An 11,525-nucleotide genomic window follows, 5' to 3' on the forward strand; every position below is an offset into this window, starting at 1 on the left:
CGAACGAAAGGGAGAGAGACGATGCGCGAGGCATTGATTGTCTGGGGCGGCTGGAGCGGCCACGAGCCGGAGCAGGGCGCCAACATCATCGCGGGCATGCTGGAGGAGGAAGGCTTCAAGGTCTATGTCGAGAATTCGACCGAGGCCTTCGCCGATCCGGCGATCGCCGACATGAGCCTGATCGTGCCGATCTACACCATGTCGAAGATCGAGAAGGAGGAGCTTCTCAATCTGACCAAGGCGGTGCAGGGCGGCGTCGGTCTCGCCGGCTACCACGGCGGCATGGGCGACGCGTTCCGCGAGTCGGTCGAATACCAGTTCATGGTCGGCGGCCAGTGGGTGGCGCACCCCGGCAACATCATCGACTACCATGTCGACGTGACGCGCCCGGACGATCCGCTGATGGAGGGCCTGCCGGGACGGTTCCCGTACCGCTCCGAGCAGTACTACATGCATGTCGACCCCTCGAACGAGGTGCTGGCGACGACGACCTTCAAGGGCGACCACGCCTACTGGATCGACGGCGTCGTCATGCCGGTGGTCTGGAAGCGCAAGCATGGCGAGGGGCGGGTGTTCTATTCCGCGCTCGGCCATGTCGCGAGCGAGTTCCAGGTGCCGGAAATGAACACGATCATGCGCCGCGGCCTGCTCTGGGCAGCGCGCTGACATAAGCTGATCCGCAGGCCGCGTCCGACGCGACGTGGCCTGCGGGCTTCCTGCGATCATTCCGCCTTGCGCCGCGCGACCTCCCGGAGGCCGTTGCGAACCCGGTTCATCAGCCCGCCGTCGTCGCGCCGGGCGTGCACCACATGGGCGGCATGCGAGAATTCGGGTGCATCCGGAACCCGGCGCACGCGCCCGTCGTCGAGATAGGGCTGCACGGTGCCGACGCGGAAATAGCCGCAGCCGCCGACCGTAAGGATATGGCTGAGCGCCAGCGGGCCGAAGCCGATCGAAATCGCCGGATTGGCGAGCTCCGGATAGGCGGCGCGGTGATCGACCGCGAAGCGCGGCCCCCAGTCAACATAGACATAGCGATCGGCCAATAGCGCGCCATCCGGCGCCGTCGTCACCAGCACCAGCTTTTCCTCGGCGATCGGCTCGGCGACCAGTCCGGGGCGCTGTGGCGGATTGTAGACGAGGGCGAGATCGAGCGAGCCCTCGATCACGCGGTCGACCAGCCGCGCCGGCGTCTCGATCTCGGCCTTGATCGCCAGTTCCGGGCAGTGATCGTGCAGCCAGACCAGCCAGTCGGCGAAGAGCGGCTGCCACAGGCTCGGCTCGCAGCCGAGGCTGACGCCCTGTTCGCGCCCTGGCGGCAGCGCCACTTCCTGGCGGGCCCGCTCCCAGACCTGGACCAGCGTCGTTGCGTGGCGGACCAGTCGTTCGCCGGCCGGGGTCAGGCGGGCGCCTGCCTTGTTGCGCACGAACAGGCGGCGGCCGAGCTGCTCCTCGAGCACGCGAATGCGCGCGCTGACGGCGGTCTGGGTCAGGTTCAGCCGCTCGGCGGCGGCAATGAAGCTGCCGCTCGCGGCGACTTCGAGAAAGGTGCGGGCCAGCGCGACGTCCATGATTTAATATCAAAATAGTTGCTGAAAAATGCAATAAAAATGCGTTTGTCTGGTGAAAACGGGGCTGGCAGCTTGGGGAGCGATAGGCCGGCATGACGCCCTGCTCGTCATGTCGACGTCGGGACGGTCCGGCCGTTTCCCATCAGGTGCCGGCCGGGCCGGCCCACGCATCGAGACTTCAGTTCGTCATGACTGATTGCAAATCGCCTGAGACCATCGCGGCCGCCAATGGCATCGGCCAGGATGCCGCTTTCGGCGCGGTGGTACCCCCGCTCTACCTCTCCAGCGCCTACCGCTTCCGCGGCTTCGAACAGCCCGGCGCCTACGAATATTCCCGCACCCGCAACCCGACCCGGGACCAGCTCGCCGATACGCTGGCGAAGCTTGAAGGCGGCGCCGGCGCGGTGATCACGTCGAGCGGCATGGCGGCCGTCGACCTGGTGCTTTCCCGTCTGGAGCCCGATGACCTCGTGCTGGCGCCGCATGATTGCTATGGCGGCACGTTCCGGTTGCTGCAGCGGCGGGCGATCAAGCGCCAGTTCAAGGTCGCCTTCGTCGACCAGACCGATCCCCGCGCGCTCGATCTCGCCTTCGAGCGCATGCCGATGCTGGTATTGATCGAAACGCCGAGCAATCCGCTGATGCGGGTCGTCGACATCGCCGGGATCGTCCGCCGCGCCCGGACGATCAGCGCAGCGGTTGCCGTCGACAACACTTTCCTGTCGCCGGCCGTGCAGCGGCCGATCGGCCTCGGCGCCGATTTCGTCATCCACTCGACGACGAAATATCTGAATGGCCACTCCGACATGGTCGGCGGCGCGGTCGTCGCCGCGTCCGGGGAACGACTGGAAGAACTCGCCGAATGGGCGAACATCACCGGCGTCACCGGCGCACCGTTCGATTCCTACCAGACGCTGCGCGGCCTGCGCACGCTGTTCCCGCGCCTCGAGCGGCAGCAGCGGAACGCGATGGCGGTCGCCCAGTTCCTCGATGGGCATCCCCGCGTCGCCCGCGTCCATTTTCCGGGCCTGCCCACGCATCCGGGCCACGAGCTGGCGCGGCGCCAGCAGGACGGCTTCGGCGCCATGCTGAGCTTCGAGATCAGGGGCGGCATGGGCGAGGTCCGGCGTTTCGCCGAGGCGCTGCGGATCTTCACGCTGGCGGAGTCGCTCGGCGGCATGGAGAGCCTTGCCGCCCATCCGGGGACCATGACCCATGCCGGCATGGGGCCGGAGGCGCGGCATGCCGCCGGAATCAAGGATACGCTGATGCGGCTCTCGATCGGTCTCGAGGGCGAGCAGGACCTTCTCGATGATCTGCAACGGGCGCTGGAGGCTGCCGGTCGTGACCCTGGAAACGCTTGAGACTCGGGATTCCGTACGGACTACCCTGGCCGGCGCGCTGCTCGACAGCGTCGCCGACGCCATCGTCGCCACGGACCGGGAAGGGCGGATCACCTTCTGGAATCCGGGCGCCGCGCGCCTTTTCGGCTTCGACGCGGCCGAGGCCGTCGGGCAGTCGCTCGACCTGATCATCCCGGAGAACCAGCGCGCCCGGCACTGGCAGGGTTATGACACCGTGATGCGGACGGGCGAGAGCCGCTATGGCGCGGGCGACGTTCTCGCGGTGCCGGCGCTCGCCGCCGACGGGCGGCGGATCTCGGTCGAGTTCACGATTTCGCTGCTGCGCGACGGGGAGGGCACGATCACCGGGATGGCCGCGGTGATGCGGGATGTCACGGAGCGGTTCGAAACGATGAAGGCGCTGCGTCGCCAGTTGGCAGCGCAGCGCCCGGAAGTACTGGGTAGCTGAGCGGCGCCGCACGATTGCGCGACGCCGGATCTTGTTTGGTTACTCCGCGGGGGCGTCGGCCGGGCCCGCATGCATGATCGCGTCGTTCTCCGGACCGTCGACGATCAGGTGACCGGCGAGTCCGCGCTCGGCGCGGGACAGGGCATGGTCGACCAGCACGTAGTTGCCGCCGCGATCGAGCTTGAAGTCGACGATCGTGGCGCCGCCCGGGGCAACGGTGACCGTCTGCACGCCCGTGATCGGCGGGGAGGTGACGCTGCCCATGGAATAGACGTTGTCGAAGATCTCGCCGATGACGTGGAAGGAGGACGTGAAGTTCGGTCCGCCGACGCCGAAGAAGATGCGCACCGTCTCGCCGACATTGGCATAGAGCGGATGGGTCTTGGTCAGCGAGCCGACGGCGCCGTTGAACAGGAAGTATTCCGGACGCTCGGAGATCAGCTTGTCATAGTCCATCTCCTGCACGCCGTTCGTGCCGAACGGTTCGACAGTGTAGAGCTCGCCCTGCATCACGTAGAACTCGCGGTCGACCTGCGGCAGGCCGCCCTCCGGCTCGACCAGGATCAGGCCGTACATGCCGCTGGTGATGTGGTGGGCGACGCTCGGCGTGGCGCAGTGATAGACGAAGATGCCGGGCTTCAGCGCCTTGAACGTCACGACGGTTTCGGCGCCGGGATCGGTCTGGGTCGTGTGCGCGCCGCCGCCGGGACCGGTCGCGGCATGGAAGTCGACGGAATGCGCCATGACGCTGTCGGCGGGGTTCTTGACGTGCACCTCGACGGTGTCGCCGACGCGAACGCGCAGGAACGGGCCCGGCACCTTCGAATTGAAGGTCCAGTAGGTATAGGTCGTGCCGTCGTCGAGACGCCCCACTAGCTCGACCGTCTCGAGGTCGACCTTGACCACCTTGGGCGGCCGCTGGCCGATCGGGCCCGGCAGGTCGGCCGGATCGCGGACGACGTCGGCGGCATCGCTCGCCATCGCCTCGCGCGGCCCCGACATCACCTGGATCAGGCCTTCCATGCCGGCCTGGCGATGGCCGGCGATCGTGCAGAAATAGGCGAACTCGCCGACCTTGCTGGCCAGGAAGGAGATGGTCGTGGAGGCGTTCTTGCCAACCACCACGGCGGAACGCGCCGGATACTGGTCGACGACGACGTCGTGCTCCGCGCCCTCGCCATTGATCAGGTTGATCTGGACGAGCTCGCCCTCATGCACCATCAGCGTCGGGTTGATCTTGCCCTCGATCGCGCCGCCGACGCCGATATAGACCATGCGTCCGCCGGCGATGCCGGTCTTGAGCGTGAAGCTCGTCGGGGTGTGATAGCTGACGGCGGCCGTGGCGGCCGGAGGTGGCGTCGGCTTGCTGTCGGTGGCGGCGGCGACCGGCGTCGCCTGATCCGACGCGCCGTGCTGATGCGACTGGGCGAGGACGGGCGCCGCGCTGAATGCCGACAGCATCATGACGAACGCGGCGAGCAGGCCGACGCGTCTGACGCCGGTCCGCCGCATGCCGCTGTCCACGCCTGGCGCGCCTGGATCGCGCGCGAGCAGACGGGTTCCGAGACGGGATGTCATGGAAGTACTTCGCCTTTCCCATTTCTAGACTTGACGATCGAAGTCTAGCGGCGGGCAGGCCGGCGCTCTTTGCAGTTCCGCAAGCTCGAATGCGAAGAAGGGGACGGAGCGTTTCGAACGGTTGCCGGATCGCTTGAAGAAGCGCGAAAGGCGAGAGCGGTCGGTCAGCCGCGACCGAGGCGGGGGCCGAGCAGCGCGGCGCCGTAGAACAGCGCGAAGCCGAGGAAGGCCGCGGCCCACAGGCCGCCGGCGATCTCCATCAGCCAGGGACCGGCGAGACCGAGCGCGGCGACGATGCGCGCGAGAGCTGCGGCCAGGATCGCGGCGAAGACGAAGCATCCCGTGGGACCGGCACGGAGCGGTCGGCCGGTATGGCCGAGCGTGGCGCGGACCATGACGGCGAGCGTCATCGTGCCGATCGCGCCGACGCCGAGCGCATGCACGCCGACGGCCGGGGCGACGAATGCCGGTTCGAGGATCCCGCAGGCGACGAGCAGGAGGCCAGCGGGCACGAAGGCATAGGCGAGGTGCAGGATCACGACGAGCGGATCGCGAAAGGTCCGGTCGCCCGCCCAGCGCCCCAGGCGGACGACGTTGAGGCCGGCGGCGACGATCAGCAGGACGGCGGTCGCGGCGGCGTCCGGGGCAAAGGTCCACGCGACCAGGCCGATGGCGGTCGCGAGGATCGTCGCCATATCGAAGCGTCCGACCGGAACCGGCAGCCGGCCGGGGTTCTCGCGCGCCAGCCAGTTGCGGGTGAAGCTCGGGATGATGCGGCCGCCGATCAGCGCGATCAGCACGATCGCCGTGCCGATGCCGAGCCGGCGGGCGATGTCGGCCGAGCCGGCGAAATGCGCCTCGAGGTGGAACAGGATGTTGGCGGCGGCGAACAGGCCGACCGGAATGACGACCTTCAGATTGCGCCAGTTGCGGCCGGCGACGATCTCGATCACCGCCGCTGCCGTCACGGCCAGCAGGAAGGCACAGTCGATGGCGGCCGCCGCCAGCCAGCCGATCGACGTCGAATGGAAGATCGCGATCCGGCCCGCGATCCAGAGCAGGACGAGACCGAGCAGGGGATATCCCTGCACGGGCAGCCGCCCCGTCCAGTTGGGGATCGCGGTCAGCAGGAAGCCGGTCAGCACGGCCGCGAGATAGCCGAACAGCATCTCGTGGCTGTGCCAGTCGACCGGCGTGAACAGGCTCGCCGTTTCGAGCGCGCCCCGGAGCAGCGGCAGCCACACCAGCAACGTCGCCCCGGCATAGAGCGCGCCGATCAGGAAGAACGGGCGGAACCCGTAGGAGAGAATGGCGGGCAGGCGGTCGGGGCGTGTGCGTGGAATGGCCATGCTGCAACTCCGTCGGCGCGCGGCACGATCGCCTGCTCCGGCTTCGGGTGGTCTATGGTGTGGCGGCCGCCTCGGTCAGGAGCGCCTCGAACGCCTTCTTGGCCTTGCCGGGGTGTTTCACGGCCTTGGCTTCCTCGAGGTTGACCGGGTTGCCGGCGACGATCAGCGCCACCATGCCCATGCCGTAATGCGGCGTGCACTTGACGCCATAGACGCCCTCGGCGTCGATCGTCACCGTGACCTTCTCACTGATCTTGCCCTTGAACGGCGTCGTTCCGGCCGGCGCCATGCCCTTGACGGTCTCGGCATCATGCGACTTGTCGGTCGGCACGAAGGTGACGGTGTCGCCGACGGCGGCCCGGATCAGGTCCGGCTCGAATACCATGGCGCCCTTGGTGCCCTTGTTGAGCATCTTGACCTCGTGGTCCGCGGCCTGCGCGGCGCCCGCCGTCACCAGCGCAGCCAGGGCCGTCGCGACCAACGCTATCCGTCTCATCTGCTGTTCCTTCGTCTCAAGCCAATGACATCCGTCATCGGCCCGCTTATAGGCAGGAAGGCGCCGATCGAATTTGCGCTAGCGCAAAGACACGCTGCATGAGGCCGGGCGCGCGGGGGACGACGATGCGGAATTTGGGAAGGCGACGGCGCGAGGCCTGGCAATCCGGGGCGATGCCGCGGATCGGAGGGCATCATGCCGCAGCTTGACCGCTCCCTGATCGCCGACCTGCCGCTGTTTCGAGAGGCGAAGCCGGATGAACTCGACGCCGTGCTCGCCGACGCCCGCCCGCTCCGGATCGCCCGCGACGCGACGATCTTCGAGCAGGAGGGCGAGGCGCATTCCTTCTTCCTGCTGCTCGACGGCCATGTCCGCGTGGTCAAGACGACGCCGGCCGGCGACCAGGTCATCGTGCGCTATGTCAGCGCTGGCGAGATGATCGGCATTGCCCAGGCGATCGGCCGGGACACCTATCCGGCCAGCGCCATCGCGGCGGCCGATTGCGTAGTGCTGGTCTGGCCGACGAGCCTCTGGCAGCGCTTCATCGCCCGGATCCCCGGCTTCGCGGCCACCACCTACCAGGCGGTCGGCGTCCGGCTGCAGGACGCGCAGGCGCGGCTGGTCGAGATGGCGACCGAGCAGGTCGAGCAGCGCGTGGCGCGGGCGCTCTGCCGGCTGGCCGAGCAGAGCGGACGGCAGACCGAAGAGGGGCTGCAGATCGACTTCCCGATCTCGCGCCAGGACATCGCCGAGATGACCGGCACGACGCTGCACACCGTCAGCCGCCTGCTCGCCGCCTGGGAGGGAAAGGGTATCGTCGCCGGCGGCCGCCAGAAGGTCACCGTGGTGGAGCCGGCGCGGCTGCGCGCGCTCGCCGAGGGGCGCGCGGCGCGCGACTGACCCCGCGCGACTGTTGCGGATCGGTCGCGCCGCCGCGATCGCCGCGCTATTTGATCTAGAACAAATACAGCCTGTTGATTCTCGTCCACCAAAGGGCTTGCATTCGACGTCGAAGGACGTCGGAGCGCTGCGGCGTGACAAGATAGGGGCCCCGGGATGATAGCGGGATTGACGAAGGCGGAACGGCAGCTGTCGCTGGCCGTCCTGACAGTGCTGGCCCTGTGTGGCCTGGCATTCGCAGCGATCGGTCGGAACGATCCGATCGGCACGCATGGGTTCATCATCCTGCTGGTGGCGATCGGCGTCGCTTGCGTCGTGATCGCCGGCTACTACGCGCCGGAGCCCGACAAGGAGCAATTGTCGCGCTACTACGATGATCCGACCCGCGTCGGCATCATCCTGTCCATGGCCTGGGCGGTCTTCGGCCTGTTCTTCGGCGTCTGGGTGGCGGCGCTGCTCGCCTGGCCCGAACTCACCTTCGACGCCGGCTGGGCCAGTTTCGGCCGCATCCGGCCCGTGCATACCACGGGCGTGATCTTCGGCTTCGGCGGCAACGCGCTGATCGCGACCTCGTTGCACGTGCTGCAGCGCACGACGCGCGCCCGGCTGCCCGACCAGTTCAGCCCCTGGTTCGTGCTGATCGGCTACAACCTGTTCTGCATCCTCGCGGTCAGCGGCTACTTCATGGGCCTGACCCAGTCGAAGGAATATGCCGAGGCCGAGTGGTACGCCGACATCTGGCTCGTCATCGTCTGGGTCGTCTATTTCCTGATCTACATCCGCACGCTGCAGCGGCGCAAGGAACCCCATATCTACGTCGCCAACTGGTACTACATGGCCTTCATCCTGGTCGTGGCGATCCTGCACATCGTGAACAATCTCGCGGTGCCGGTCTCGTTCGGCCACGCCAAGAGCTACTCGCTCTTCTCCGGCGTGCAGGATGCGATGACCCAGTGGTGGTACGGCCACAACGCGGTGGCGTTCTTCCTGACCGCCGGCTTCCTCGGCATGATGTACTACTACCTGCCGAAGCGCGCCGGCCGGCCGATCTTCTCCTACCGGCTGTCGATCATCAGCTTCTGGGGCATCGTCTTCATGTATATGTGGGCGGGCTCGCACCACCTGCACTACACGGCGCTGCCGCAATGGGTGCAGACGCTCGGCATGACCTTCTCGGTGGTCCTGCTGGTGCCGTCCTGGGCCTCGGCCGGCAACGCGCTCGCCACGTTGAACGGCGCCTGGGGCAAGGTGCGCGACGACGCCACGCTGCGCTTCATGATGGTCGCCGCGGTCTTCTACGGCCTGTCGACCTTCGAAGGCTCCTTCATGGCGATCCGTGCCGTGAACTCGCTCAGCCACTACACCGACTGGACCGTCGGCCACGTCCATGCCGGCGCGCTCGGCTGGGTGGCGATGATCTCCTTCGGCTCGATCTACGCGCTGGTGCCGTGGATGTGGAATCGCGAGCGCATGTATTCGTCCAAGCTGGTCGAGCTGCACTTCTGGCTCGCGCTCGCCGGAACCGTCGTCTACGTCTTCGCCATGTGGAATTCCGGCATCATCCAGGGTCTGATGTGGCGGACCTACAATGAAAGCGGGACGCTGGCCTATTCGTTCATCGACTCGCTCGTCGCGATGCATCCCTATTACATCGCGCGCACCCTGGGCGGTCTTCTGTTCCTGCTTGGCGCCCTCGTCGGTTGCTACAACATCTGGATGACGATCCGGCAGGCCGGTGGCCGGCTGGTGTTCCAGGGACCGGAAGTCGACAAGCCGGCGCTGACCCCTCCCGCACTTCAGGCCGGGGAGTAACCGACCATGCCGAATTTCCATCGCAAGCTTGAGCGCAGCGCCATCGGCTTCGTCGTCGCCATCGTCGTGGTGGCGTCGATCGGCGGCTTCGTCGAGATCGCGCCGCTCTTCACCATCGACGAGACGGTCGAGAAGGCGCCCGACATGCGCGTCTACACCCCGCTCGAACTCGCCGGCCGCAACATCTACATCCGCGAGGGCTGCTATGCCTGCCATTCGCAGATGATCCGCACGCTGCGCGACGAGGTCGAGCGCTACGGGCCGTATTCGCTGGCGGTCGAGTCCCAGTACGACCATCCGATGCTGTGGGGCTCGAAGCGGACGGGGCCGGACCTCGCCCGCGTCGGCGGCAAGTACTCCGATGCCTGGCAGGTCGCTCATCTGCGCAACCCGCGCGACGTCGTGCCGGTCTCCGTCATGCCGGCCTATCGCTGGCTCGAGGACAACACGCTGCGGACCGAGGATCTCGGCCTGCACCTGAAGGCGATGAGCCGCGTCGGCGTGCCCTATACGCAGGCGATGATCGACAATGCCCCGGCCGACGCCTACGGCCAGGCCAATCCGGACACGGATTTCGCCGCCGGCGTCGCCGAGCGCTATGGCGAGGCGACCAACATCCGCGCCTTCGGCGGCAAGCCGGGCCAGGTGACCGAGATGGACGCGCTCGTCGCCTATCTCCAGATCCTCGGCAAGCTGACCGACGCCGCGACGGCGTCGAACGTCGCGGCGAAGGCGGAGTAGGGCGATGGATCTCGATTACCAGACCGTCGTCGCCTTCTCGAAGAGCTGGGGCCTGTTCTACATGATCGCGCTCGCCATCGGCGTGCTCGTCTACACCTTCTGGCCCAGGAACAAGAAGCGCTTCGACCAAGCCAAGAAGAGCATTCTCGACAAGGATGACAAGCCGTGGAACTAGGCCAGCGCGATCCCGTTACCGGGCGGAACACGACCGGGCACGAGTGGAACGGCATCGAGGAGCTCGACACGCCGGTGCCGCGCGTCGTGCTGTTCTTCCTCTTCGCCACGACATTGTTCTCGATCATCTACTGGGTGCTGATGCCGGCCTGGCCGCTCGGCTGGTCCTACACCAAGGGGCTGCTCGGCTTTGACGACCGCGCCGTCGTCGCCAAGGCGGTGAGCGACGCGACGGCGGAGCGCGCGGTCTGGACCGACCGTGTCGCGTCGTCGGATTTCGCCACGATCCAGGCCGATCCGGAGCTGATGCGCGCCGTCACGCAGACGGGCCGCACCCTGTTCGAGGACAATTGCGCGGTCTGCCACGGCGTCGACGCCAAGGGCGGTCCCGGCTATCCCAACCTCGCCGCCAAGGCGTGGCTGTGGGGCGGATCTCCCGAGGTGATCGCCGAGACGATCAAGGTCGGCATCAACTCCGGCGATCCCGATTCGCGCGTCTCGCAGATGATGGCGTTCGGCCGCGACGGCGTGCTCGACCGCAAGCAGATCAGCGACGTCGTCGCCTATGTCCGCTCGCTGTCCGGCGCGACGCCGGCGGCCGGCGACGCCGACCGGCTCAAGGCGGGGCAGGAGGTGTTCGCCGCCAACTGCGTTGCCTGTCATGGCGATGACGGCAAGGGCAAGACCGACATGGGCGCGCCCAACCTGACCGACAAGAACTGGATCTATGGCGGCGACACGCAATCGGTGTTCAACACCGTCTATGCCGGTCGCCAGGGGCACATGCCGCACTGGGGCGACCGCCTGACGCCAGTCGATATCAAGGTGCTGGCGCTCTACGTCAATTCGCTGGGAGGAGAGGCGCCGTGACGCTCGCCCGCCCGATCGGCCGCCTGCCGGCCGCCGCGCGGCGGCCGCTGAACTGGAAGATGATCTCGATCGCCATCGCGTCGGTCGGTGTCATCGTCCTGCTCGGCGCCAATGCGCATCTCGTCTATGTCGCCATTCGCTCGCAGCCCGATTGCGTGCCGCATGCGAAGGCGCCCGATGGTTCCGGCGACGGCTTCCGCGCCGCCAAGTCCGCGTGCTGAG

13 protein-coding genes are annotated in these 11,525 nt (G+C 67.4%); 9 read left to right on the forward strand and 4 right to left on the reverse strand.

Annotation, left to right across the window (positions count from 1 at the left end; translation table 11 throughout):
- Positions 1–21 precede the first annotated feature (21 nt).
- Positions 22–666, forward strand: a complete 645-nt coding sequence (locus G539_RS0108460) for a ThuA domain-containing protein (protein WP_029074809.1) — start codon at positions 22–24, stop codon at positions 664–666.
- Positions 667–722: 56 nt separating this feature from the next.
- Here the strand turns inward: G539_RS0108460 and G539_RS0108465 are convergent, their stop codons facing one another.
- A complete protein-coding gene (locus G539_RS0108465) occupies positions 723–1,571 on the reverse strand; it encodes a LysR family transcriptional regulator (RefSeq protein ID WP_029074810.1) in 849 nt (282 codons plus the stop codon).
- A gap of 188 nt (positions 1,572–1,759) precedes the next feature.
- Here G539_RS0108465 and metB point away from each other — a divergent pair, with 188 nt between their 5' ends.
- Both metB and G539_RS0108475 read left to right on the forward strand, forming a co-directional pair.
- The gene (metB, locus tag G539_RS0108470; RefSeq protein ID WP_029074811.1) at positions 1,760–2,935 is read left to right on the forward strand and encodes a cystathionine gamma-synthase; all 1,176 of its coding nucleotides are present in this window, start codon (positions 1,760–1,762) and stop codon (positions 2,933–2,935) included.
- On the forward strand, positions 2,916–3,383 hold the full coding sequence (locus G539_RS0108475) for a PAS domain-containing protein (RefSeq protein ID WP_245576835.1): 468 nt from the start codon (positions 2,916–2,918) through the stop codon (positions 3,381–3,383). Before metB ends, G539_RS0108475 begins: the two co-directional genes overlap by 20 nt.
- Positions 3,384–3,422: 39 nt before the next feature.
- On the opposite strand, the gene nirK is transcribed toward G539_RS0108475, so the two are convergent.
- From nirK to G539_RS0108490, 3 genes are all read right to left on the reverse strand, one after another.
- On the reverse strand, positions 3,423–4,961 hold the full coding sequence (gene nirK, locus G539_RS0108480; RefSeq protein WP_245576836.1) for a copper-containing nitrite reductase: 1,539 nt from the start codon (positions 4,959–4,961) through the stop codon (positions 3,423–3,425).
- A 164-nt stretch (positions 4,962–5,125) separates the two neighbouring features.
- On the reverse strand, positions 5,126–6,310 hold the full coding sequence (locus G539_RS0108485) for an NnrS family protein (protein ID WP_029074814.1): 1,185 nt from the start codon (positions 6,308–6,310) through the stop codon (positions 5,126–5,128).
- 52 nt (positions 6,311–6,362) lie between these two features.
- A complete protein-coding gene (locus G539_RS0108490; protein ID WP_029074815.1) occupies positions 6,363–6,806 on the reverse strand; it encodes a pseudoazurin in 444 nt (147 codons plus the stop codon).
- 195 nt (positions 6,807–7,001) lie between these two features.
- Between G539_RS0108490 and G539_RS0108495 the strand changes: the two genes are divergently transcribed.
- The 6 genes from G539_RS0108495 (at position 7,002) to G539_RS0108520 (ending at position 11,524) form a co-directional block, all read left to right on the forward strand.
- A complete protein-coding gene (locus tag G539_RS0108495) occupies positions 7,002–7,706 on the forward strand; it encodes a Crp/Fnr family transcriptional regulator (protein ID WP_029074816.1) in 705 nt (234 codons plus the stop codon).
- Between the two features lie 156 nt (positions 7,707–7,862).
- The gene (gene ccoN, locus G539_RS0108500) at positions 7,863–9,518 is read left to right on the forward strand and encodes a cytochrome-c oxidase, cbb3-type subunit I (protein ID WP_029074817.1); all 1,656 of its coding nucleotides are present in this window, start codon (positions 7,863–7,865) and stop codon (positions 9,516–9,518) included.
- Positions 9,519–9,524: 6 nt separating this feature from the next.
- Positions 9,525–10,259 carry a cytochrome-c oxidase, cbb3-type subunit II gene (gene ccoO / locus G539_RS0108505; protein WP_029074818.1) on the forward strand — a complete coding sequence of 245 codons (735 nt, stop codon included), beginning with the start codon at positions 9,525–9,527 and terminating at the stop codon, positions 10,257–10,259.
- A gap of 4 nt (positions 10,260–10,263) precedes the next feature.
- A complete protein-coding gene (locus G539_RS0108510; protein ID WP_029074819.1) occupies positions 10,264–10,434 on the forward strand; it encodes a CcoQ/FixQ family Cbb3-type cytochrome c oxidase assembly chaperone in 171 nt (56 codons plus the stop codon).
- Entirely contained in the window at positions 10,425–11,303 is an 879-nt protein-coding gene (gene ccoP / locus G539_RS0108515) for a cytochrome-c oxidase, cbb3-type subunit III (RefSeq protein WP_029074820.1), read from the forward strand. Before G539_RS0108510 ends, ccoP begins: the two co-directional genes overlap by 10 nt.
- A complete protein-coding gene (locus G539_RS0108520) occupies positions 11,300–11,524 on the forward strand; it encodes a hypothetical protein (protein WP_051231209.1) in 225 nt (74 codons plus the stop codon). Before ccoP ends, G539_RS0108520 begins: the two co-directional genes overlap by 4 nt.
- Position 11,525: the final 1 nt, after the last annotated feature.

The organism is Kaistia adipata DSM 17808, assembly GCF_000423225.1.
Classification (GTDB): Bacteria; Pseudomonadota; Alphaproteobacteria; order Rhizobiales; family Kaistiaceae; genus Kaistia; species Kaistia adipata.

Coding starts and splice junctions, on each gene's coding strand:
- G539_RS0108460 (WP_029074809.1), top strand. CDS start 22: ATGCGCGAGGCATTGATTGTCTGGGGCGGCTGGAGCGGCCACGAGCCG.
- G539_RS0108465 (WP_029074810.1), bottom strand. CDS start 1,571: ATGGACGTCGCGCTGGCCCGCACCTTTCTCGAAGTCGCCGCGAGCGGC.
- metB (WP_029074811.1), top strand. CDS start 1,760: ATGACTGATTGCAAATCGCCTGAGACCATCGCGGCCGCCAATGGCATC.
- nirK (WP_245576836.1), bottom strand. CDS start 4,961: ATGACATCCCGTCTCGGAACCCGTCTGCTCGCGCGCGATCCAGGCGCG.
- G539_RS0108485 (WP_029074814.1), bottom strand. CDS start 6,310: ATGGCCATTCCACGCACACGCCCCGACCGCCTGCCCGCCATTCTCTCC.
- G539_RS0108490 (WP_029074815.1), bottom strand. CDS start 6,806: ATGAGACGGATAGCGTTGGTCGCGACGGCCCTGGCTGCGCTGGTGACG.
- G539_RS0108495 (WP_029074816.1), top strand. CDS start 7,002: ATGCCGCAGCTTGACCGCTCCCTGATCGCCGACCTGCCGCTGTTTCGA.
- ccoN (WP_029074817.1), top strand. CDS start 7,863: ATGATAGCGGGATTGACGAAGGCGGAACGGCAGCTGTCGCTGGCCGTC.
- ccoO (WP_029074818.1), top strand. CDS start 9,525: ATGCCGAATTTCCATCGCAAGCTTGAGCGCAGCGCCATCGGCTTCGTC.
- G539_RS0108510 (WP_029074819.1), top strand. CDS start 10,264: ATGGATCTCGATTACCAGACCGTCGTCGCCTTCTCGAAGAGCTGGGGC.